This is a genomic window from Haemophilus sp. THUN1690, assembly GCF_059704375.1.
In genome coordinates this window covers 1,197,294-1,221,602 of sequence record NZ_AP046582.1, presented here as the reverse complement: position 1 = coordinate 1,221,602, position 24,309 = coordinate 1,197,294, and the positions used below count along the sequence as shown (strand labels likewise).

The 24,309-nt window shown below is 38.0% G+C and carries 23 protein-coding genes; 16 read left to right on the top strand and 7 right to left on the bottom strand.

Annotation, left to right across the window (positions count from 1 at the left end; translation table 11 throughout):
- The first annotated feature begins 159 nt into the window (after positions 1-159).
- The 12 genes from purD to adk all read left to right on the top strand — a co-directional run bounded on the left by purD (position 160) and on the right by adk (position 11,144).
- Positions 160-1,449, top strand: a complete 1,290-nt coding sequence (gene purD / locus AC6H22_RS05730; protein ID WP_497515493.1) for a phosphoribosylamine--glycine ligase — start codon at positions 160-162, stop codon at positions 1,447-1,449.
- Between the two features lie 24 nt (positions 1,450-1,473).
- Positions 1,474-2,697, top strand: coding sequence for a DUF711 family protein (locus AC6H22_RS05725; protein WP_118817137.1), 1,224 nt, complete (start codon positions 1,474-1,476; stop codon positions 2,695-2,697).
- Positions 2,698-2,761: 64 nt separating this feature from the next.
- On the top strand, positions 2,762-3,307 hold the full coding sequence (locus AC6H22_RS05720) for a hypothetical protein (protein WP_118817136.1): 546 nt from the start codon (positions 2,762-2,764) through the stop codon (positions 3,305-3,307).
- Positions 3,308-3,403: 96 nt separating this feature from the next.
- On the top strand, positions 3,404-3,973 hold the full coding sequence (locus AC6H22_RS05715) for a hypothetical protein (RefSeq protein ID WP_118817135.1): 570 nt from the start codon (positions 3,404-3,406) through the stop codon (positions 3,971-3,973).
- Between the two features lie 115 nt (positions 3,974-4,088).
- A complete protein-coding gene (gene glyA / locus AC6H22_RS05710; RefSeq protein WP_118817134.1) occupies positions 4,089-5,354 on the top strand; it encodes a serine hydroxymethyltransferase in 1,266 nt (421 codons plus the stop codon).
- Positions 5,351-5,647 carry a DUF1294 domain-containing protein gene (locus AC6H22_RS05705; protein ID WP_118817133.1) on the top strand — a complete coding sequence of 99 codons (297 nt, stop codon included), beginning with the start codon at positions 5,351-5,353 and terminating at the stop codon, positions 5,645-5,647. The genes glyA and AC6H22_RS05705 overlap by 4 nt, the downstream gene beginning before the upstream one ends.
- 107 nt (positions 5,648-5,754) lie before the next feature.
- Positions 5,755-6,375: a dephospho-CoA kinase gene (coaE, locus tag AC6H22_RS05700; protein WP_118817245.1), complete on the top strand. Its 621-nt coding sequence runs from the start codon at positions 5,755-5,757 to the stop codon at positions 6,373-6,375.
- Positions 6,368-6,574 (top strand): DNA gyrase inhibitor YacG, encoded by a 207-nt coding sequence (gene yacG / locus AC6H22_RS05695; protein ID WP_005645697.1) that lies wholly within the window; start codon positions 6,368-6,370, stop codon positions 6,572-6,574. Before coaE ends, yacG begins: the two co-directional genes overlap by 8 nt.
- A 116-nt stretch (positions 6,575-6,690) precedes the next feature.
- Positions 6,691-7,938 (top strand): ATP-dependent RNA helicase RhlB, encoded by a 1,248-nt coding sequence (gene rhlB, locus AC6H22_RS05690; protein WP_192885331.1) that lies wholly within the window; start codon positions 6,691-6,693, stop codon positions 7,936-7,938.
- 43 nt (positions 7,939-7,981) lie between these two features.
- On the top strand, positions 7,982-8,998 hold the full coding sequence (gene galE, locus AC6H22_RS05685; protein ID WP_497515490.1) for a UDP-glucose 4-epimerase GalE: 1,017 nt from the start codon (positions 7,982-7,984) through the stop codon (positions 8,996-8,998).
- Positions 8,999-9,137: 139 nt separating this feature from the next.
- A complete protein-coding gene (locus AC6H22_RS05680; protein WP_497515489.1) occupies positions 9,138-10,415 on the top strand; it encodes an MFS transporter in 1,278 nt (425 codons plus the stop codon).
- Positions 10,416-10,499: 84 nt separating this feature from the next.
- Complete coding sequence (adk, locus tag AC6H22_RS05675; protein WP_005625977.1) at positions 10,500-11,144, top strand: adenylate kinase; 645 nt, start codon at positions 10,500-10,502, stop codon at positions 11,142-11,144.
- 67 nt (positions 11,145-11,211) lie between these two features.
- Here the strand turns inward: adk and acrB are convergent, their stop codons facing one another.
- The 6 genes from acrB to AC6H22_RS05645 all read right to left on the bottom strand — a co-directional run bounded on the left by acrB (position 11,212) and on the right by AC6H22_RS05645 (position 19,463).
- Entirely contained in the window at positions 11,212-14,292 is a 3,081-nt protein-coding gene (gene acrB, locus AC6H22_RS05670; protein WP_497515488.1) for a multidrug efflux RND transporter permease subunit AcrB, read from the bottom strand.
- A 17-nt stretch (positions 14,293-14,309) separates the two neighbouring features.
- Positions 14,310-15,506 (bottom strand): multidrug efflux RND transporter periplasmic adaptor subunit AcrA, encoded by a 1,197-nt coding sequence (gene acrA / locus AC6H22_RS05665; RefSeq protein ID WP_192879470.1) that lies wholly within the window; start codon positions 15,504-15,506, stop codon positions 14,310-14,312.
- A gap of 48 nt (positions 15,507-15,554) precedes the next feature.
- Positions 15,555-16,100 (bottom strand): efflux transporter AcrAB transcriptional repressor AcrR, encoded by a 546-nt coding sequence (acrR, locus tag AC6H22_RS05660; RefSeq protein ID WP_497515487.1) that lies wholly within the window; start codon positions 16,098-16,100, stop codon positions 15,555-15,557.
- Positions 16,101-16,295: 195 nt separating this feature from the next.
- Positions 16,296-17,288 (bottom strand): amidohydrolase family protein, encoded by a 993-nt coding sequence (locus AC6H22_RS05655; RefSeq protein ID WP_497515485.1) that lies wholly within the window; start codon positions 17,286-17,288, stop codon positions 16,296-16,298.
- 197 nt (positions 17,289-17,485) lie between these two features.
- Positions 17,486-19,243 (bottom strand): DUF3413 domain-containing protein, encoded by a 1,758-nt coding sequence (locus AC6H22_RS05650; protein WP_497515484.1) that lies wholly within the window; start codon positions 19,241-19,243, stop codon positions 17,486-17,488.
- A 1-nt stretch (position 19,244) separates the two neighbouring features.
- Positions 19,245-19,463, bottom strand: coding sequence for a YejL family protein (locus tag AC6H22_RS05645; protein WP_005625990.1), 219 nt, complete (start codon positions 19,461-19,463; stop codon positions 19,245-19,247).
- Between the two features lie 128 nt (positions 19,464-19,591).
- On the opposite strand from AC6H22_RS05645, the gene yejK reads away from it, so the two are divergent.
- The 4 genes from yejK (at position 19,592) to cpxA (ending at position 23,238) form a co-directional block, all read left to right on the top strand.
- Entirely contained in the window at positions 19,592-20,608 is a 1,017-nt protein-coding gene (gene yejK / locus AC6H22_RS05640) for a nucleoid-associated protein YejK (protein WP_118817126.1), read from the top strand.
- A gap of 64 nt (positions 20,609-20,672) precedes the next feature.
- Positions 20,673-21,086, top strand: coding sequence for an outer membrane protein assembly factor BamE (gene bamE / locus AC6H22_RS05635; protein WP_005625994.1), 414 nt, complete (start codon positions 20,673-20,675; stop codon positions 21,084-21,086).
- Between the two features lie 57 nt (positions 21,087-21,143).
- Entirely contained in the window at positions 21,144-21,842 is a 699-nt protein-coding gene (locus AC6H22_RS05630) for a response regulator (RefSeq protein WP_046952703.1), read from the top strand.
- A 4-nt stretch (positions 21,843-21,846) separates the two neighbouring features.
- Entirely contained in the window at positions 21,847-23,238 is a 1,392-nt protein-coding gene (cpxA, locus tag AC6H22_RS05625; RefSeq protein WP_118817125.1) for an envelope stress sensor histidine kinase CpxA, read from the top strand.
- A gap of 38 nt (positions 23,239-23,276) precedes the next feature.
- Here the strand turns inward: cpxA and epmA are convergent, their stop codons facing one another.
- Positions 23,277-24,248 (bottom strand): elongation factor P--(R)-beta-lysine ligase, encoded by a 972-nt coding sequence (gene epmA, locus AC6H22_RS05620; protein WP_118817124.1) that lies wholly within the window; start codon positions 24,246-24,248, stop codon positions 23,277-23,279.
- Positions 24,249-24,309 lie beyond the last annotated feature (61 nt).

Sequence of the window (24,309 nt, the reverse complement as noted above, 5' to 3'; positions counted from 1 at the left end):
GAGCGACTTATTCCTCCCCCCCTCTTTCGTAAAGAGGGGGCCGGGGGGAGATTTAAACGATTCTAAATATACTATGAGGTTGAAATAACTTCTGCCAAATCTCCCCTTCCCCTCTTTGCTAAAGAGGGGGGTTAAATTCAAAAAGATACAAGGAGCATTATGAACATCCTCATCATCGGAAATGGCGGTCGTGAACACGCCTTGGCTTGGAAAGCAGCACAATCTCCACTAGCAGATAAAGTTTTTGTCGCACCAGGCAACGCAGGTACAGCATTGGAACACAAAGTAGAAAACGTGAATATTTCTGCAACAGATATCCCTGCATTAGTGAAATTTGCTCAAGATAAGCAAATTGGATTAACCATTGTTGGCCCTGAAGCACCGCTAGTGATTGGGGTGGTTGATGCGTTTCGTGAAGCTGGATTGAAAATTTTTGGTCCAACTAAAGCAGCTGCACAATTGGAAGGTTCAAAAGCATTCACTAAAGATTTCCTCGCTCGTCACAAAATTCCAACAGCAGAATATCAGAACTTCACCGAAGTTGAGCCTGCGTTAGCGTACTTGCGTGAGAAAGGCGCGCCAATTGTCGTAAAAGCAGATGGTTTAGCGGCGGGTAAAGGCGTCATCGTGGCAATGACATTGCAGGAAGCGGAAGAGGCTGTGCGTGATATGCTTTCAGGTAATGCCTTTGGCGAAGCGGGTAGCCGAGTGGTGATTGAAGAGTTTCTAGATGGTGAGGAAGCCAGCTTTATCGTCATGGTAGATGGTAAAAATGTCGAACCTATGGCGACTAGCCAAGATCATAAACGCGTGGGCGAAAATGATACAGGTCTGAATACCGGCGGTATGGGGGCATATTCACCAGCCCCAGTGGTGACACCAGAAATTCATGACCGCATTATGCGTGAAGTGATTTATCCAACAGTCAATGGCATGGCGGCAGAAGGCAATGCTTACACCGGTTTCTTGTATGCAGGGCTAATGATTATGCCGAATGGCCAGCCGAAAGTGATTGAATTTAACTGTCGTTTTGGTGATCCGGAAACGCAGCCGATTATGCTTCGTCTTGAATCCGATCTCGTTGAGCTTTCTCTTAAGGCTTGCGAGGGAAAATTGGATGAAGTGAAATCCCAGTGGCATCCAAAAGCGTCCTTAGGTATTGTATTAGCTGCGGAAGGGTATCCAGGCGATTATCGTAAAGGTGATGTGATTAGCGGTTTACCACAAAGTGCGGTCGAAAATGAGAAAGTTTTCTTAGCGGGCGTTGCAGAACAAGAAGGCAAGTTAGTCACGAACGGCGGTCGCGTGCTTTGTGTTACTGCGTTAGGCGAAAGTGTATTTGAAGCGCAACAAAAAGCCTTAAAACTAGCTGAGCAAATTCAATGGTCTGGACGTTTTTATCGTCGAGATATTGGCTATCGTGCTGTTGAACGTGAGCAGCAAAAATAACTACATTAAATGTTAAGGTATCGCATGGATTATAAAAATAAAGAATTATGTCGTATTCGCACAATAAGTTTTTTTCTAACATTACATAAAGATAAATCGCAATGGGAAAGAGTACTTTATTCAGTGAAACGTGATGTTGATTTGTTATTGCCTGCTGTGCAGAAAGCTGGTTATACCTTGCAATCGATTCGAGTCATTACCAATCCTTTTGGTGAATATTTGGATTTAACCAATTTGCAGACGGCAAAAGCAGATTTACAGTATTTAACGGAGTTATTGAATAAATTTAATGAAAGTGGAATTCGTATTCGATTTGCTATTGGTGCAGCTAGAAATACAGAGGAAATTGCTTTATTGCCTGAGTTAATCGCGGCTTATGGAGACTTGTGTAATGCTTGTGTCAACGTGCCATTAGATGAAAATGCTGTGTTAGATAATGAACTCATTGAGCAATCTGTTTATGCCGTACAAAAAATTGCAAACATCACACCACGTGGTGAAGGTAATTTTAACTTTACTGTCAATTTTAACTGTAAGCCATTTATTCCTTATTTCCCTGCCGGTTATCATCTAAGTCATTTGCCAAACAGTTTTGTTATTGGTTTAGAAACACCAGATTTATTAGTCGAAGTATTAAAATCTGTACCAAAGTCTCCTCATAATCAATTTTATGCGGATTGTTATCAAGCGATGTCGCAAGCGTTGCAATATCATGTAGATCAAGTATTAGAGATGTTAAGTGCGGTCAAATTATCAGGTGAATTTGAATTTGCAGGCATTGATAGTTCGGCGGCACCATCTAAAAATTGTTCATCCATGACAAAAGTGTATGAATTAATGGGATTGCCCTATTTTGGTGCGGCTGGTTCAGTAGAGGTTTCTGCTTTACTGACAAAAGTCTTTAAATCAATCCAGCGTGTACCATTGGTTGGATTTTCTGGATTAATGTTGGCGGTGACAGAAGATTTAGGTTTAGCCGAAGGGACACAAAAACACTATTTTGATATTCGCGCTTTACTAACTTATAGCGCCGTATGTGGTATCGGTTTAGACACGGTTCCAGTGGCGGGAAATGTTAAGGCAGAAAGTATAGCAGCTATTATGCGCGACACTGGGACGATGGCATTTCGCTTAAATAAACCACTTACAGTACGCTTATTTCCAATTCCGAATAAGGTCGCAGGTGAAATATCAGAATTTGAGAGTGATGATTTATGTAACTGCCGCCTTTTACATATTCCTGATTAAGCGAAAATTTTCCTATTTTGTTGTGATCAATGTTATCCCTACTGTCAATAAAAAGGAGTATCTCATGAGAAAATTAATATTGGGTAGCCTTGTTGCTGCATTATTAACAGGTTGTGCGGGAGCATCAAATGTCTCACAAAGTGCAACATTAGATGGCGAGTGGATTTGTCGTACTATACCGACAAAAGATAGACAAACTTACGATCGTTTAGAACACTTCGTCTTAAAATCTGATGGAACAGGCTCCTTGCGAGGCATTTCCTACATTGAATTGGATAAAGAGACGACTATTCGTTATTTAACAAAAGGTAAGGTGAAATGGCAGAGCCAAAATAATGTTTTGAGTTTTGATTTTGTTAATCGCGCGATGGTGCCTGCACACAGTAACAATGTGGCTAAAGCCATTAAGCAAGATAAGAAATTACAAAAACAAGAAAAAGAGAAACTAGCTACGTTTTATAGCAAATCAGGCGATCACGTGAATATGCCAATTGAGCTTAAACAGAATGGCAATCAACTTATTTTAGATAAGGATTTTGCGACTTGCCGACGAGTCACCGAGAATGACAAAGATATTCAGTTATTGAATCAGTGGTTTGTAAAGAAATAAATACAATTATTTTAAGCTTGATAAAAAACAAGCGTGATTTTAACCGCACTTTATTTTTGATAGTGAGGAAATCAACTAAATAAAAGGAGTATTACTATGAGAAAATTAGTATTAGGTAGTCTTGTCGCTGTATTGCTATCGGGATGTGCAACGGCGCATCAGCAAACTGAACAGGAAAAAGCATTGGTGGGTGATTGGGTTTGTCATGTTAAACCAACCGCCAAGGCACCTTTGCCAGTTGAGCATTTTGATTATGTCACTTATCGAGCGGATCAAACCGTGCTGATGCGTGGTATCTCTCAGATTAATACAAAAGAAGGCTGGATGCGTTATTTATTGCAAGCTAAAGCTAAATGGCAGGCAGGTGATGGTAAATTGAGTTATGATTTTACCGATCGTCTATTTAAAACCGCGCATTCACCACAAGTCGCGAAAATTATTGAACAATCTCCAGAATTTAAAGAGTATGATAAGGAATTTGTTTCACCTTGTAATAGTTGCGGTAATCATTTGGATATGAAGATTAAAATGAAAAGCCCAACCAGTATGACTAATTTTAATACTTATACGAAAGAGACCAGCCAATGCCGTAAACTGGGTGCAGGCGAGAAAACAAAAGAAGTTAAACTAATTGAGAAATTAGTGAAAGAAAAAGGCTCGATTTAGATAAATGAATGTTTTTCATTGTAATAATGAAAAATATGATCGAAATTTCTGATTAAGTTTTTACTTGGAAACAGGTAAACTATACACAAATAATTCAAACAACGAGGAATACACAATGTTTAAAAAAAGTATGAACATCGCTGATTACGATCCAGTATTGTGGCAAGCGATTCAAGATGAAAATCGTCGTCAAGAAGAGCATATCGAACTAATTGCATCTGAAAACTATGCTAGTCCGCGCGTGATGGAAGCTCAAGGTTCACAATTCACTAATAAATATGCTGAAGGCTATCCAGGTAAACGTTATTACGGTGGTTGTGAGTATGCAGACATTGTGGAACAGTTAGCAATTGACCGTGCGAAAGAATTATTTGGTGCAGATTACGTGAATGTTCAACCACACTCTGGATCACAAGCAAACGCTGCAGTGTATGGTGCATTGATTAATGCAGGCGATACTATTTTAGGTATGGATTTGGCTCACGGTGGGCACTTAACTCACGGTGCAAAAGTCAGTTTCTCTGGCAAGATTTATAACTCTGTGCTTTATGGAATCACTGCGGATGGCTTAATTGATTATGAAGATGTTCGTCAAAAAGCATTAGAATGTAAACCAAAACTTATCGTTGCGGGTTTCTCTGCTTATTCTCAAGTGGTGGATTGGAAAAAAATGCGTGAAATCGCCGATGAAGTGGGCGCCTATTTATTTGTTGATATGGCTCACGTTGCGGGCTTAATCGCAGCAGGTTTATATCCAAACCCATTACCATACGCACACGTTGTGACAACGACTACCCATAAAACCTTAGGTGGTCCACGTGGTGGTTTAATCCTTTCTTCTTGCGGTGATGAAGAAATTTATAAACGCTTACAATCTTCTGTTTTCCCTGCAAACCAAGGTGGTCCATTAGTTCATATTATTGCGGCGAAAGCAGTATGTTTCAAAGAAGCATTAGAACCAGCTTATAAAGAATACCAAGCAAACGTGATTAAAAATGCGAAAGCAATGGTGGAAGTGTTTAAACAACGCGGTTATGACGTTGTGTCAAATGGTACTGAAAACCACTTGTTCTTAGTAAGTTTCATTAAACAAGGATTAACAGGTAAAGCAGCTGATGCGGCATTAGGCAAAGCAAATATTACCGTGAATAAAAATGCTGTACCAAACGATCCGCAAAAACCATTTGTTACTTCAGGTATTCGTGTAGGTACACCATCTGTGACTCGCCGTGGTTTCAATGAAAATGATGTGCGTGAATTAGCTGGCTGGATGTGTGATGTTTTAGATGCTTTAGGCAAAGAAAATGAAGAACAAGTGATTGCTGAAACTAAAGAAAAAGTGTTAGCAATTTGTAAACGTCTTCCAGTTTATCCTAAATGATTTATTTTCTTTCGTTGATTATATGGTTAGCGGCGATCAATATCGCCGCTTATTTTTTTATGTGGAGAGATAAAATTCGGGCTGTGCGTAATGAGTGGCGAATTCCTGAAAAAACATTTTTTCTTCTAAGCCTTTTAGGTGGCTTTATGGGAATACATTTAGCCATGAAACATTTTCGTCATAAAACGCTGCATTTTAGTTTTAAATTTATTGTTGTTATTAGCGGATTTCTTTGGATTGTTGTTTTTCCATGGTTAAATTTTTCTTTTATTTTTCAATATGTAAAAGCATGATGATTTAGATAAAATAATTTGTTATGGTTCGCTAACCATTGGCTTGGAGAACTGATTTTTACTAGCGTTATTTTGTATAATATTGGAAATTTTTTATGAGAAATCATATGAGTTATATTGTTGGATTAACTGGTGGCATTGGTAGTGGTAAAACAACGATTGCTAATTTATTTGCCGATCTTGGGGTACCTCTAGTGGATGCGGATGTGGTTGCTAGAGAAGTCGTCGCGAAAGATTCCCCCTTATTGTCTAAAATTGTTGAATATTTTGGTGCTCAAATTTTAACGGAACAAGGTGAACTTAATCGCGCGGCTTTACGAGAGCGAGTGTTTAGCAATGATGAAGATAAATTGTGGTTAAATAATCTTTTACATCCCGCTATTCGTGAACGAATGAAACAACAATTAGCTGAACAAACTGCGCCTTACACATTATTTGTCGTCCCTTTATTAATAGAAAATAAATTGACCGCACTTTGTGATCGTATTTTGGTGGTGGATGTGAGTCCACAAACTCAACTTGAGCGTTCATCGCAACGAGATAACAATAATTTTGAGCAAATTCAACGAATTATGAATTCTCAAGTTTCTCAACAAGAGCGTTTAAAGTGGGCAGATGATGTAATTAATAATGATGCTGAACTGGCCCAAAACTTACCGCACTTGCAGCAAAAGGTGTTAGAATTGCACCAGTTTTATTTACAACAAGCGGAACATAAAAATGTCTGACGAAATTATTGAAGTACCTTGTCCGATTTGCCAAAAATCTGTGCCTTGGACAAATGAAAGTACTTTTCGACCTTTTTGTAGCAAACGTTGCCAGTTAATCGATCTTGGCGAATGGGCAGCTGAAGAAAAAGCGATTCCAAGTGATACAGCTGATTTTGCTATGGATCCAAATGTGAGTGACGAATGGAGCATTAAATAGAGATTAACCGATAGGAAACCCTATCGGTTAATTTTTATAAGTGCGGTCCTTTTTTGAGGATTTTCCCTAAGCATGCTATGCTAAACGTAATTTTATTATTCTAAAATGTGATTTTTATGCAACAAGATTATTTAAGCCAACAGCGATTCTCCGATCTTCCTCTACATCCGATTGTACGAGATGCTTTGGCAAAAAAAGGCTTTGATTTTTGTACCCCAATTCAGGCTTTATCCTTGCCTATCAGTTTAAATGGACGAGATGTTGCAGGACAAGCTCAAACTGGTACAGGCAAGACAATGGCTTTTTTAACGGCTACTTTTCACCATCTTTTAACTCACCAAGATCCTAATCTTGAATATCCCCACCCAAGAGCTTTGATTTTAGCACCTACTCGAGAATTAGCGGTGCAGATTAGTAATGACGCAGAATTTCTTGCAAAAGCGAGTGGATTAAAGACCTCACTTGCCTATGGTGGCGATGGTTATGACAAACAGCTACAAGCGATTGAGCGTGGCGTAGATATTTTGATTGGTACGACGGGACGAGTCATTGATTATGTGAAACAAGGCGTAATTAGTTTAGATGAAATTCAAGTTGTCGTGCTAGATGAAGCGGATCGAATGTTCGATCTTGGGTTTATCCGTGATATTCGTTATTTATTGCGTAAATGCCCCGCTCCGCAATCTCGTTTAACGATGTTATTTTCAGCGACACTTTCTTATAAAGTGCGTGAATTAGCATTTGAAGATATGAATGACCCTGAATATATTGAAATTGAACCGGAACAAAAAACAGGGCACCGAATCAAAGAAGAACTTTTTTATCCATCTAATCAGGATAAAATGGCACTTCTCTTAACCTTAATGGAAGATGAATGGCCTGAGCGTTGTATTGTATTTGCGAATACGAAACATCGTTGTGAAGAAATTTGGGGTTATTTAGCGGCTGATGGGCATCGTGTCGGCTTACTGACTGGCGATGTAGCACAGAAAAAACGTTTATCGTTATTAAAACAATTTACTGACGGTGATTTAGATATTTTAGTAGCAACAGATGTGGCTGCTCGTGGCTTGCATATTTCTGATGTAACGCATGTTTTCAATTATGATTTACCCGATGATCGAGAAGATTATGTTCACCGAATCGGTCGTACTGGACGAGCTGGGGAAAGTGGCGTTTCTATTAGTTTTGCTTGCGAAGAATATGCGATGAATTTACCAGCAATTGAAGAATATATTGGCCATTCTATCCCAGTGAGCCAATATGAAATAGAAGCCTTGCTTGAACTGCCGAAACCGTATCGGTTAAAACGTACAGCTCCGGCGCAAGGGCATACAAGACATCGTTCTTATCACACAAAATAGTGATATAATTTTTTTAGTCTCAATAATTAATAAGGAAATCATTATGGCCATTTTAGTGACAGGTGGCGCCGGTTATATCGGTTCTCACACAGTTGTAGAATTATTAAATGCTGGCAAAGAGGTGGTGGTATTAGACAATCTTTGCAATTCATCGCCAAAATCCCTTGAGCGTGTAAAACAAATTACAGGCAAAGAAGCAAAGTTTTATGAAGGTGATATTTTAGATCGTGCGTTGTTACAAAAAATCTTTGCAGAAAATGAGATTAGCTCTGTTATTCATTTTGCAGGGTTAAAAGCCGTAGGGGAAAGTGTTCAAAAGCCGACAGAATATTACATGAACAATGTAGCTGGCACCCTTGTATTAATTCAAGAAATGAAAAAAGCGGGTGTTTGGAACTTTGTATTTAGCTCATCTGCAACAGTTTACGGTGATCCAAAAATTATTCCAATTACAGAAGATTGTGAAGTCGGCGGTACAACCAATCCTTATGGTACCTCTAAATATATGGTTGAGCAGATTTTACGTGATACAGCAAAAGCGGAACCAAGATTTAGCATGACCATCTTGCGTTATTTTAATCCAGTTGGGGCGCATGAAAGTGGCTTAATTGGTGAAGATCCAAATGGCATTCCAAATAATTTGTTGCCTTATATCAGCCAAGTTGCCATCGGTAAATTAGCTCAACTTTCTGTATTTGGTAGTGATTACGACACCCATGATGGAACAGGCGTGCGTGATTATATTCATGTAGTGGATTTAGCTGTGGGGCATTTAAAAGCGCTTCAACGTCATGAAAATGATGCTGGTTTACATATTTATAATCTTGGTACAGGCCATGGTTATTCCGTATTAGATATGGTAAAAGCCTTTGAAAAAGCCAACGACATTACAATTGCATATAAACTTGTAGAACGCCGCCCTGGTGATATTGCAACATGCTATTCTGATCCTAGTTTAGCTGCAAAAGAGCTTGGTTGGGTGGCAGAATGTGGTCTTGAAAAAATGATGCAAGATACGTGGAACTGGCAGAAAAATAATCCAAAAGGGTATCGAGATTAATATTCTATAATATTTGTTTTCTTCTTTATGAAGAACGCTAAACATTGGGGGATGTGATTAAAAATCCCCCTAATTTTTATACTTATCCTTTAATTGAAAGGCGAAGTTTCTAAAATACAACCCAAATTAACCGCACTTTATGTCAAATTCCCTTTCTTCCCAAATTTTTACACGCAAGATGTTAATTTGCGTATTCACAGGTTTTAATTCTGGTTTGCCATTATTTGTGTTATTGCAAATGTTGCCTGTTTGGCTAACAGATAAACATCTTTCAATTGAGCTTATTGGTGCAGTAACCGGTGTGATGTTGCCTTATGGATTGAAATTTTTGTGGGCACCATTATTGGATCGTTATTTCCCGAGTTTTTTAGGGCGTCGTCGTAGCTGGATGCTGCTTTCACAAGTGGCATTATTGATTTTACTTTACATAATTAGCCTGTTTGATCCGCTCACACAACTGAGTACGGTGGCAAATATTGCTTTGCTTATCGCCTTTTTTTCAGCCACACAAGATATCGTGTTGGATGCGTATCGTCGTGAAATTTTGAGTGATCATGAATTAGGTTTGGGAAACACTATTCATATTAATGCTTATCGAATTGCAGGATTAATTCCTGGTGGATTATCGCTATATTTGGCAGCGATTTATCCTTGGGAAACAGTCTTTTTATGGACCGCACTTTGTATGTTAGCGGGCATCTTCATGACACTATTTTTAGCCAAAGAGCCAAAAATCAACGTACAACAATCTAATCAGCCGTTCTATCAAGCATTTTGGATTCCATTACAAGAATTTTTCCAGCGTAAGGGCGTTATTCAGGCTATCGGTTTTTTACTGTTTTTGTTTTTATATAAATTCGGGGATTCTTTTGCCACAACGCTACAAACCAAATTTATTTATGATATGGGGTTTAGCAAAGAGGATATAGCCATTGTTGTAAAAAGTACCGCACTTTGGTCAAGCATTTTATCTGGACTTGCTGGTGGTGTGATCATGCTAAAACTGGGTATTAACCGTGCATTGTGGCTATTTGGATTTGTACAAATGGTGACAATTGGTGGGTTTATTTGGTTGGCCGCTTTCGGACATTTTGATGTTATTACATCGGCCGAGTTATGGAAATTGGGTGTTGTGATTGCAGCAGAATATATCGGCGTTGGACTTGGTACCGCAGCTTTTGTGGCTTTTATGGCGCGTGAGAGTAATCCTCTTTATACCGCAACACAGCTTGCACTTTTTACAAGCCTTTCAGCTTTGCCAAGTAAAGTTTTAGGTATGCTTTCTGGTTATGTTGTGGGAGCAGTGGGGTATTATCAGTATTTTTGGTTTTGTTTATTTTTAGCGATTCCTGGCATGCTTTGCTTATTTTGGGTAGCGCCTTGGAATCAAGAAAATAATACGGCCAATTCACTATAAAAGTGCGGTAAAAATTATAAAAAATTTGACCGCACTATGCTTTATCAGTATCTTAATCACGTTTTTTATTAATGGAGATTTTTTATGAAAATTATTCTTTTAGGTGCACCAGGCGCAGGTAAAGGCACTCAAGCGCAATTTATTATGAACAAATTTGGTATCCCACAAATTTCAACAGGCGATATGTTCCGTGCTGCAATCAAAGCGGGGACTGAACTTGGCAAACAAGCTAAAGCATTAATGGATGAAGGTAAATTAGTACCAGATGAATTAACCGTTGCCCTTGTAAAAGATCGTATTGCTCAACCTGACTGCGCAAATGGTTTCTTGTTAGATGGTTTCCCTCGTACTATTCCACAAGCGGATGCTCTAAAAGATTCAGGTGTTAAAATTGACTTTGTTTTAGAATTCGATGTGCCAGACGAAGTGATTGTTGAACGTATGAGTGGTCGTCGCGTACACCAAGCGTCTGGTCGTTCTTACCATATAGTTTATAATCCACCAAAAGTGGAAGGTAAAGATGATGTGACAGGTGAAGATTTAATTATTCGTGCGGACGATAAACCAGAAACTGTGTTAGATCGTTTAGCCGTATATCATAAACAAACCAGCCCATTAATTGATTATTACCAAGCAGAAGCGAAAGCGGGGAATACTCAATATTTCCGTTTAGATGGTACAAAAAAAGTAGAAGAAGTTAGCCAAGAGTTAGATAAAATCTTAGGCTAAAAATAATCTAAAAAAATAAACCGCACTTTGGGTGACCTAAGTGCGGTTTGTTTTTTCTATGTTTTAATTAGTGGGTTGTTTTATTTTCATCAAAAACCGGTAATGGTTTGTGTTCGGTTGCGACATAGCTATATACCACAGGCAATACGAACAAGGTGAAAATAGTACCAATGGATAATCCCGCTACAATCACTATCCCCATACTAAAGCGAGATACTGCTCCCGCACCTGTTGCATAGAGTAATGGAATTAAGCCAGCGACCATTGCCGCAGTTGTCATTAGAATTGGGCGTAAACGTACTTTGGCTGCATGAGTGATTGCCTCAATTCGAGTTTTACCATGGTTTAGCTGCTCTTCTTTTGCCACTTCACACATTAAGATACCGTGCTTGGTGATTAATCCTACGAGAGTAATTAACCCAACTTGAGAATAGATATTTAATGTTGTTCCCGAGATGCCAAAGAAGGATAAAATATTTAAGCTCACTAATGCACCACTCACCGCTAATGGTACGGAGATCATAATTACCATTGGGTCACGTATAGATTCAAACTGAATGGCAAGTACCAAGAATATGATGATAACAGCCAATGCAAAAGTGACGGCTAATGCGTTACCTTCTTGGACTAATTGACGTGCTTCGGATTTAAAATCAAACGTATAGCCTTGCGGTAAGTTATCAGTCGCATGTTGTTGTAGCCATGAAACTGCATCACCCGTTGATGAACCAGGCATTGGAACGGCGCTAATCTGTGCTGAGTTTAATTGGCTAAAGCGTGATAATGAAGTTGGTTGTGTTTCTAGCTTCATCGTGATTAAACTGCTTAATGGCACAGATTGCCCATTACTTGCCGTTAAGTAATAGTTTTTGAATGCTTCGGGCGATAAACGATCATCACGTTTGACTTGCGAAATGACTTTATAAGCTCGTCCATCTACATCGACTCGCGTAATCGTCGCACCAGATAAGAAGCTCCCTAGAGTATTACTAATTTGTTGCATCGTAATACCGTAAGTCCCAGCTTTCTCTTTATCGACTGAAATTGTCATTTGTGCCGTGTCATAGGTCAAATCTAAATTTGTATAAATAAATTTGCCAGAGGCTTTCATCGCACTTAGGAATTTCTCTGCGGTATTTGCCAAAGATTTATAATCTTGAGCAGTTTTCAACACGATAGAGACTGGAGGGCCTTGTTCCCCTGTATCAATTTCAGGAAAGTTAAATGCAGATACGGAGACTTCTGGAATTGATTTCGCTTTTGCATTGATTTCATTCATTACGGCAGATTGCTTGCGTGAGCGTTCTTTCCAGTCTTTCAATGTGATGATGTTTAACGAACCATTAGAATTTGGCGCGCCAGCAATACTCATCCCAAAAGAGACTTCAGGTGTTTCCATTACATTTTTCATGTATGGCTGCATTGCATTTTGAATGTAATCCACATTTACGCTAGATGGCGCATTACCAATCGCAATAAATGCACCTTTATCTTCATTTGGTGTTAATTCATTAGAAAGTGAATTAAATAAAAATGGGAGCGTTGAGAAAATCACCACAGCAAAAGCCAGCATTGATTTACGATTGAGCATAACGAGATCAAGCATGTATTCGTAAATACGATTTACTTTACCTAAGGTATGTTCTACGCGTTCTTCCATCCATGTTGGTTTAGCATTGGATTTAAGTAATTTACTACTCATCATTGGCGATAACGTTAATGCCACGATACCAGAAATAAATACCGAGCCAGCTAGAGTTAAAGCGAACTCTTTAAACAATGTGCCAGTAATGCCCCCCATTAAAGCCATTGGTGAGTAAACCGCGATCAATGCGATAGTCATAGAAATTACAGGCACAGCAATTTCACGAGTACCAATAATTGCTGCGCGGAATGGCGTTTCCCCTTCTTTAATATGGCGATCTACGTTTTCTAAGACCACAATCGCATCATCTACGACTAAACCGATAGCAAGAATAAGTGCTAATAATGTCATTAAGTTAATAGAAAAATCTAAACTTTGTAGCATCATTAAAACACCGATCAAAGAAATCGGAATGGTGAGAACTGGAATTAAAATTGCGCGAAGCGATCCAATAAACATCAAAATAACCACTAATACAATAACAGTCGCTTCCACAATAGTTTTAATTACTTCATGGATTGAACTATTAATCGCAATAGTGCGGTCATAAAGAATGTCAGTTTCCATACTATCCGGTAGTTGCTTTTTAATACTTTCAAAGAGCGGTCGGATTTTTTCTGCAACGGTTAATGGGTTAGCTGATGAAGTTGGATTGATGCCTAATACGACAGAATCTGCACCGTTTGCAGTTGCACGAGAATTATCGCTTTCTTTGTTTAATTCAATGGTTGCAATATCGCGTAAGCGGACTAAATCATCGCCACGAGAGGAAACAATTAAATTACCTAATTGCTCAACCGATTTGGTCGTTGTTTCAACTTTGTTACGGTAAGTGACATAGTAGCCGTTATCATTACCAGCCGCAGTTTGTACATTATTTGCAGAAAGGGCAGACATCACTGTTGGCGCAGAAAGATTTTGTGACGCCATTTTTTGTGGATCTAACCAAATACGTAATGCATATTCAGCTGCGCCAAATACTTGTACTTCGGCCACACCTTCAATCGTAAAGAATTGAGGTTTTACTACGCGATTAATGTAGTCCGTAACTTGACTTGAGTCGAGTTTGTTGGAACGGAAACTTATATACATAATTCCCGTGCCACCAGATGAAGAGGCCACGGTTGGTGCTTCAATTCCACTTGGTAATTTAGAACGTACAGCATTTACTTTGGCTAATACATCGGCAAGCGCCCCAGCAGGATCGGTATTTAGTTTCATTTTGACTGTAATAGTCGATGCATTTGGTGCACTACTGGATGACATATAGTCAATGTTATCCGCTTGGGCGATAGATTCTTCTAATGTAGAAGTAACAAATGCTTGAATTAGATTTGCATCAGCACCAGGGTAGGCGGTTGTTACCGTAATTACTGTGGTGGTCATTTTAGGGTATTCACGCACTGCCAATTTCGAAATAGCTTGCAAACCTAAAATAATAATAAGCAAGCTAATTGAAATCGCTAAAACAGGACGACGAATAAATATATCGGTAAATTTCATTCGTATTTCCTAGTTAATTAAAGGTTAGTTTTATTTACTGGCTCTGTTGCACCTACAATGTCTTTTTCAATCCATTCTACAAGACTGCCATTGCCGATACCTTGTTGACCACCAGTGATAATCTTATCACCAGGTTTTACTTCATTACCCTGTAATTGAGAATAAATGCCTTGGCGATCTTTAGTAAATACAGTGATTTGTTTTGCTCGATATAAACGATCTAATTTTTTATTCTCAGCCATTTTCTCTTTATCTTCATCAGATAATGGTGTGAGTAAATAAGCAATTTCACCATACATATTGTAGCTAATGGCTACTTGTGGAACGACAACTTGATTTGTTTCAGTTGGAAGCGCAATGCGTAAACGAGAGAACATGCCTGAAAGCAATTTACGTCCATCTTCAGGATCAAATGTAGCCTGAACATCAACCAAACCTGTTGATGAATTAATAGCGGGTTCAATAGCCGTGATTCGAGCTGAAAATGTTTCGCCCAAGCGAGCATCCGTTGTCGCCGTGACGCGTTGACCGATATGCAATTTATCTAAATCATTTTGTGAAAGAGCAAAATCCACTTTCATTGAGCTCGTATCTTCTACACGCACAATTTCTGTTCCAACATTCACATATTGACCAACATTTACTTTCACAATACCTGCTTTGCCATCAAATGGCGCAACGATTTTACGGCGTTCAATTGCTGCTTTTAGAGATTCGATATTGGCTAGTTGAGCATCATAAGCCGCTTTTGCGTTATCCATTTCTTGTCGTGAAACAGCATTGCTTTTCAATAAATTCGCATAACGTTGATAAGTTTGACGAAGAGCGGGGAGCTGTGCTTGTGCAGCTTGAAGGCTTGCATGTTCTACTGAACTGTCGAGTTCAATGAGTAAATCGCCTTTTTTAACTTGTTGGCCATTTTGCACAAGTACTTGAGAAATCGTACCTGCATTTTGTGTACTGAGCATCGCGCCTTGATTTGGACGCACAAGACCTGTTGTGTTGATAACTGGCGTCCATTCTCGAGGTTGAACTTCAAGTGCGGTCACTGGGCTTGAAGGTTCTGGCATTCCTGCAATGGCTCGGCTTATCATTACACCTTTTATCATATTAAAACCGATGACACCGGCAAAAATTAAGACAAATACCACTAAAATTATTTTCATAAAGAAAATATGTGAGCGTTTTGGTCTTTGATGTTGAGTTTGACTCATGTTTAAAGCTCCGTTATAAAATAACAACTATTATTTCTGAATTGCACGTCAAGAGCGTTCAATCACAGATTCTAAAATTTCAGGCTTAAGATCGAAATCGATAAATTTTGCATCAGAGGCTAAATTTATCGCCGTTTTCAAACTTAATAAAAAGAGAATATCTTCAGATAATTCCGCTAATAAGCCAGCTTTTTGTGCTTGATGACAAAATAAATCCCAACGGCAATTTTTAACGTTTTTACAAATATCCTTGAAATTAGGCAAAGATTCATATTGCTTTAAATTGGATAAGATAGTGGGATTTTTTTGTAAGAAATACCAAATGTTTTTCCACATTTGTCGATACTGTTCGAAAAAAGGCTTAGATTCATCAAAATCTTTTTCAAGCGTTGCCATAAACATTGAAAACACTCTGTGTGCAAATTGTTCAAGCAACTCATCTTTGTTTTTGAAATAAAGGTAAATCGTTCCTGCGGCTACATTCGCTTCTTTCGCAAGTTTGTGCATAGAAAGTTGATTCAACCCTTCTTTTGCCATTAAACGATCTGTCGCTGAAAAAATCTGTTCAGCTAAGTCAGTTTTAGCTTGTCGCATAAGATCCTTGAGTAAAATAAGGAGCAATAATTGCTCAAAAATGAATCAGCGTTCATTTTATTTATTTTTTATTTTTTGGCAAGTTAAAAAACACAAAAGCACAACGAAAATGGGCAACATTTAAAAGCTAGATTTTTTAATCAACTTTTAAATGTTGCCCATTTTGACCGCACTTTTGATTGGGAGAATAAAAAGCTAAATTGGATCTAGTCCTAACACTTTACGACCATTAATACTTGCGATGTTGACCATTTCATCTAAGTGAGGGAAACGGCAACCTGCAGCCAATAGGCTTAATTCTTGCCATAAATCGCCTTCACATAAAGGAACCATGTAATCACAAATATTATCAGTGCCTAGGGCAACAGTAATACCTTCGGGGATCATTTCATCTGCTGGCGTGAGTGCATTATGGAATGGCATAAGATCTTCTTTGCGATTACTGTCAATCCATGCCATCGGACAGGCTATCATCATCATTTTGGCTTTACGCATTTTTTCGTAAAGTTTGTAGCGATATTCTTTTGAATGTGAGCCAATGGAAATTCCGTGGATACCCACAACTCGCCCCTCCATTCTGTGTTCAATGGTTTTGTCGCAAAGTTGCTCAGTTTCTTTTTCACTTGGATTATTGAATTGGTCGACATGTACATGACACATAATTCCAAGAGATTTGGCCTTATCTAATAAAATATCCATCGCCTCTAGGCCGCGTCCATAATCCAATTCATCACGATATGGTAAGCCGCCAATCATATCTACCATTTCCGCACCAATATCAAACCATTTACGCGCAGTGGGTTCGATAACCCCTTTTAAAGTTTGATTGGCAAATTTTAAAATTATGTCATGTTTATACACTTCGCGGGCTTTGTGTGCGGCAATAATTGCACGATCTTCACAAATTGGGTCTATATCGACAAAAGTACCAAATGCGGTTACACCTTGGGATATCATTAATTCAATAGATTGGCAAAAACGTGCGTAATAATCATCAACACTGGAAGTGCGTTTTACTTCATCCACTAAATCCCATTTTTGTTGCAAATTACTACTATGATAAATCCCAATTTTTTCTGGCGTCATCGTAAAAGCGCGGTCAGCATGAGCATGGGCATTTACCCACCCGCCTTTTTTGATAATTTCATCGCGAATATAGGTTTTAAAACTACGAACGTGGCTTTTCATACAAACTCCGTAAAAAAGAAAGGATAAAAAGACGAGAATGTATATTAATTGAAAGGTGCTGTAAGTACGGCGAGAAGCATTATGATAATGTTATGAAAAACTCACGGATTTTCATTAATAACATTTTTCAGTCTTAAACTGAGTCGTGAGTATAAAGGCTTAAGGGCAAAAAATCTATTCTTTTATGCCCTTATAGATTATTTTTCAAAGAAGAAATTTTGTAATTGGAAGGCTTCTAAGAAGATCCCAAGTGGCGGTCTGTCTGACGATTGCTCGATATAATCTTTATCAAATTTTTTGTAATTCCCTTTGCGATCAATGTGATATTGTGTTCCATCAGGTTGAATCACTACATTCCAATGGAAATTAGAGGCAAGTACCCAGTCATCACCCTTAAGATCAAAGAGATTACGTCCTTGACTATAATCCATCAACGGGTTTTCTACTCTGAACACTGTTTGCATTAATGCAGAGAAAATATCAGCATGATTACTTAATCCATTTTGTTTGCCTACAGGTAAATCTTTCCAATATACAAGCAATGGCACTTGAACTTCATCGCGCCCAAAGTAGTTTTCTCGCTCTTTTTCATTCATTTCATTAAAGGTTAAACCATGCTCTGACGTGATGATGACTAATGTATTTTCAAGCGGTGTACTTTCTAACGCTTTTGCTAAAAGAGAATCAATGTCCTGCAAAGTGCGGTCATAATCTGATGGTTTTTTAGCCTCCAAGGCTACATCCAAATAAGCAAACCAAGGTGAGTCAGTTTTTTGTGCTTTAATAAAAGCATTGAGATTTTTTACCGCACTTTCATTATTTAGTTTGTTGGTTTTATTCGATGAAAGTTTTATTTCACGAAATAATGCTTGGCGGAAGACGCTATCTTTGAAATTCGTAGCAGAAAATAAACCCAATTGATAATTTTCAGCACGTAATTTTTCGATTAAAACAGATTGGGTATGATTGCTTAAAACGCTATCGGTGTAATTTGCATTTAGCCCGTAAAATAACCCAATTAAGCCTGCGTTATTACTATTGCCTGTGCTGTAATGATTAGTGAATTCCGTTGAACTTGTTGCAAATTCAGCAAGTTTTGGCATCTTTTCATTAGAAATCGCATCATGGCGTAAACCCGAAACCGTTACGATCAGAATATTAGGTTTGTGCGTAATTGGTGCGTAAGTGAGTTCTTTTTTCGGATAATCAATTTTTAAGGCATCTAAACGACCTTCTTGCGCCAATTTTTGCGTATATTCTTCTCCATCCAAGAAACCGTGTTTTTCTAAAAAAGAACGAGCTGTCATTGGATAAGATAAAGGGAAATTAGATCGTTGCATGGTGATAGGACGATATAAATAAGCATCTGCCCAAGCATAAATTAAATGCGTCGCAATGAACGTTGTGGTTAAGAATATGCCAGTGCCTTTTAGCCATTTTTGGCGTTCAAGACTACGTAATTTTTCCCAACTCCAGCGAGAAAATAACATTTGTGCCAGTAAAATTATTGGCATTGGTGCAAAGAAAATTTGCCAATCGCGCGACATTTCACCATTTTCTGGATTGACCAGCAAATTCCATACAATAGAGGATAAATGTAGATTGAAACGATTGAAAACGGCGGTGTCAAATAATAATAAGGTTGTACAAATGGTGGAAAAAATCACGGTTAATCCGCGAAAAGTGCGGTGATTTTTAACAATGAAACTCAGTGGAAAGACAACGAGTAAGTACAACGCAAAAACGTTGAAACTGAAATGCCCGAGCAAACTCACAAAGAAATAAAGTTTTCCTGCGAGAGTATCTGGCCAGTCAATGATAAAGGCATAACGAGTGCCAATAAGAATAGCAACAATAATATTAAAAAAAGCAAACCAATGACCCCACGAAATTTTTCGTGAAACGTCATCGCGGTATTGTTTGCCGCTGAAGGTGCCTTTTTTAATCCATTTCATATTAACGTGTTTTTACCGCATTAATTAAGGAATTCGAAAATGCTTGAGCTAATGCCTCACGTTGAGTTTGTGGCACACTGGTGGTTAATAAATTGCTTGCCATGTTACCCAGTGCGATTAAGGATAGATCTACAGGGGCTTTATGCTTTTCTAATACCGCGATCATATCGTTCACAATTGCACTTAGCTGTGCATCAGAATATTTAGAATGTTGAGCCATAATGTCAAAAATAAAACAAAAAATTTAGCTTATGATACCCGATTATTTGGTAGAACCTAAATAATTTCTTTTTTCTTGCTTAAAAAGTGCGGTTATAATTTGCGACAAATTTTTCAAAGGTGACAAAAATGAGTATTACCGTTAATCAAATTGTTTTGCATCAGTTAGTCAAAAATGTGGATGGCGACATCATAAAAATGGAAAGTGTATTACGCGATGAGTTGCTGTCCATTACGCCAGAAGTAGAACAAATGATGTTGCAACTTCATCAAGGCTATCAAAATAAATCGAAGGCTTTTGGCGTATTTCAGGAAAAGTCTATCTTTGCACAACATTTAAATCGTTTATTAGAACAAGAAATTGAGTTTTTAGGTTTTAGTCAATATTCAACAAAATTGCTTGCAGATGAGTTAGGTAAATATAACTTTGCAGAAAGTGGTACTTTGATTTTATGTCAATATAATTTCTTAGCGACAGATTATTTGTTTATTGCATTGCTTGATAGTCGTTATAGCATGTTAGTTGATGAGCATTTAGAGATTCGTCGTACAGAATATCTTGATATAACTCAGTTTGATATTGCGGCAAGAGTGAATTTGACGGATTTGCAGGTGAATGCAAACTCTAATCGTTATTTAACTTTCATAAGAGGCCGAGTTGGTCGAAAAATTAGTGATTTTTTCATGGATTTTTTAGGTGCCGAAGAAGGATTAAATCCACAAGTTCAAAATCAATGTTTATTGCAAGCTGTGAGTGATTATTGTGATCAAGGTGAACTCAACAAAGAGCAAACTCAAGCGGTGAAAAAACAAGTGTTTGAATATTGCAAAGCTCAACTTGCTGGCGGTGATGAAATTGAATTGCAGGAACTTTCTGATTCCTTACCCACTCTAAATGAACAGCCTTTTGTTACTTTTGCGGAAGAACAAAACTATGGCTTGGAAGATAGCATTCCGCCAGTACGTTCAACTTTAAAATCCCTAACGAAATTCACTGGTTCAGGAAAGGGGGTGAGTATTAGTTTCGATGCTGATTTATTAAATACTCGAATTCAATGGGAACCGATGACGGATACGCTTACAATCAAAGGTTTGCCACCAAATTTAAAAGATCAATTACAAAAGGCTTTAAAATCAGAGAATTAATTTGGAAATATGCTCAAACTTGGGTATTATTTAACAGTACTTTTGCACAAATAAGGTAAAGAAAATGCAAGTTAAAACACTTTTAGGCGCAACCTTCTTAGCATTAAGCGTCGTTTCTTGTTCGACCGTTGAAAAAGTTGTATATCGAATTGATGTGCCACAAGGCAACTATTTAGAAGCGACTACCGTTGCTCAAGTTAAAGAAGGCATGACAGCTCAACAAGTACAATATTTGTTGGGTACGCCTGTATTAATTGATCCTTATAATAGTCAGACTTGGTACTATGTGTTCTTACAACAACGTGCTTATGAAACACCTGTTCAACACACTTTCACTGTAAAATTTGATCAACGTGGTATTGTGACTGAAACCAATCTTGATAAACCTTTGCCAGAAGTTTCGCAACAAGGCGAGAACAACACCATTATTCAAACTGGTGAGAAACAAAAATCAAGCTGGTGGAAATTCTGGAAATAAGCTGTACATATATAGTGACAGTATAAACACAGAAGTTTGATAAAAAGGACTGTGCCCATGTCGAAGCTCTTGCTCGTTGATGACGATGTTGAATTGACGGAATTACTTTCGTCCCTTTTAGCGTTAGAAGGGTTTGATGTTCAAACAGCAAATAATGGATTAGAGGCATTACAAAAACTGAATGAAAGCCACGAGTTGGTTTTGCTTGATGTCATGATGCCTAAGCTAAGTGGTTTTGAGACATTAAAAGAAATTCGTAAAGTCTCTAATGTACCAGTGATGATGCTTACTGCAAGAGGAGATGACCTTGATCGTATACTCGGTTTAGAATTAGGCGCTGATGATTATTTACCCAAGCCATTTAATGACCGTGAACTTATTGCTAGAATAAAAGCTATTTTACGTCGTAGCATACTTGTTAAAACAGAAAGCATAGAATCAGATGAAAATGAAGAGCTGGTAACACATTTTCGTGGTATTGAATTACACCCTATTGCTCAACGAGCTATTTACCAAGGACAAGATTTAAATTTAACTAGCTCTGAATTTTTACTATTTTATCAACTAACTCAATCTCCAAATGGTATTGCTACTAAAGAAGAACTCAGTGAAAAAGCATTAGGGAAACCACTTGCTCCTTTTGATCGTTCTGTTGACATGCATATGTCAAATATTCGTAAAAAACTTCCTCTCCGAGAAAATGATCTACCTTGGTTTAGAACATTACGTGGACGAGGATATCTTTTAGTTCCCTAGAATAATGAGACTCTCTAGAATCTTTAATATCAATCAATTAGCTATACGTACATTTTCAATTTTTTGGATAGCGTTTTTTTTCATGATGACACTTGTTGTTATAATACCTTACTTCGATCTTCGTATTTATACCCCTTTAAAAGAATCGGAAGTGATCAGCTATCAAAAAAAGATTATGGATACAATACGAAATAAACAACTTAGCGATCTACTTGCCAAAGCGCCAGTCTTGCCAACAGATAAATATAATCCATCTCGCCCTGTTTTAGTCAATTTACAGACTAAAAATATATTAGGTGAATTACCAGAAGAACATAATGCGATTTTATCCTTTACCATTGTATCTGATGATTTTTCTCATCCTAAGCGTAAAATATTCGGTGACTTGGAAATTATAGGCCCCTTCCAAATTTATCTTAGTGATAAATCTGATGAATATGCTTTATTTTTCATCAACCATATAAATCCACAACAAGAAATTTTAAATTATTTATTTGATAACCCAGCAGTGACTGCTTTCTTAATTTTACTAATTACTACACCATTACTCTGGTGGTTCACAAAAACTATTGTCAACCCAATATCTCGTTTACAAGAAGCTGCAAATTCCGTTGCCCTGGGGAACTTTAAAATTGACAATAACCTATCTTTATCGGGCCCTCTTGAACTCCGACAAGTCGGGAGAAGTTTTAATAGAATGTCAATAGCGATTGATAATCTTATCTCCAATCAACAATCTTTACTTTCATCTATTTCACATGAGCTTAAAACACCACTTACACGTTTACAATTAGCTACAGCGCTTATTCGCCACCAATATGGTGAAACAGATAGTATAAAACGTATTGAGAAAGAAATAGGGCGAATGGACAAAATGATTAGCGAATTACTCTTGCTCTCTCGTCAAAAGATGAACAGCCAAGTTGAACGAGAGATCTTTCATGTTGAAGCACTTTGGACGGAGAGTATAAAAGATGCATTATTTGAAGCTGAACAACGAGGTATAACGTTTCTCACAAATATTCGTTTACCTAAAAATAAATTACAACTTAACGGCAATTTTAGATTGCTGGAAAGTGCGGTTGAAAATATCGTGACAAATGCACTCAAATACACCAAGGATAAGATCGAACTTCATATTTTTATACAAGAAGAATTTCTCAGAATCCGTATAGATGACAACGGATCTGGAGTCCATCCAGATGAATTTGAAAAAATCTTCAAACCGTTTTATCGTGTGGATGAAACACGAACTAGAACGACTGGCGGCACAGGATTAGGATTAGCGATTGTATCTAATGTTATTCAGGAGCATCAAGGAAAGGTCTGGGCTGAAAAAAGCCCGATGGGTGGACTTGCAGTTACCATACAATTGCCATTATGGATCAGTAACTAAAAATCAAAAGTGCGGTAAATCTTTACCGCACTTTTCGTCTAGGCATTATCCACGGAAAAAGAAATCACTTCATTAATTTTTTCACAACCTAACGCAACCATAATCAGGCGATCGACTCCTAGCGCAACGCCAGAAGAATTTGGTAAGACAGCTTCCAATGCAGATAGAAAACGTTCGTCAATGTCTCGAACTGGCAATCCATGTTTCTTTCTTTGCTGATTATCTAATTCAAAACGATGTCTTTGTTCTCGTGCATCTGTCAATTCATGGAAACCATTTGCCAGTTCTAACCCTTTGTAATAAAACTCAAAGCGTTCTGCAACCCGCTGATCTTCTGGGCTAACTTGTGCTAGGGCGGCTTGCGTTGAAGGGAAATGATAAACCGCCACAGGTCGATCTTTTCCTATTTGGGGTTCAACGACTTCACTAAATAAAAACTGTAATAAAGTATCGCGATCTTCATTATCTTCCGCCATAAAGTTATGTTTACGCGCCGCTTCGATTAATTCTGAACGTTCTGCAGATAAGGGATCTAAACCTACATATTCTTGGAAAACAAATTGGTAGCTTAAACTTTCTGCAGGTGGGCAATCTAAAATTTGTTGGAGTAAATCATCCACTTCATTAATTAAACGATGCATACTAAAGTGCGGTCGATACCATTCCAACATGGTAAATTCTGGATTGTGGCGATTACCCGCTTCTTCATTACGGAACACTTTACTGATTTGGAATATTGGTCCACTGCCTGCAGCAAGCAAGCGTTTCATATGATATTCAGGGCTTGTAGAAAGCCAAAGTGTTTTGGATTGTTCACCAAAAGGCGCGAGAAATTCTGTGCTAAATGTGGAAAGGTGCAAATCAGTGACGCCAAATTCACTTAGAACAGGCGTCTCAACTTCAAGTAAGCCTCGTTCTGTAAAAAATTGACGAATTTCAGCAATAATTTTTGCACGTTTAAGCAGATTTTTTATATCGGCAGAAGGTTGCCAATGAGTAAGTGCGGTCATTTTTATTCCCATTTTTAAATTTGCATCATTGTAAACGAGAGCCCTTCTCAACTCAATCTAA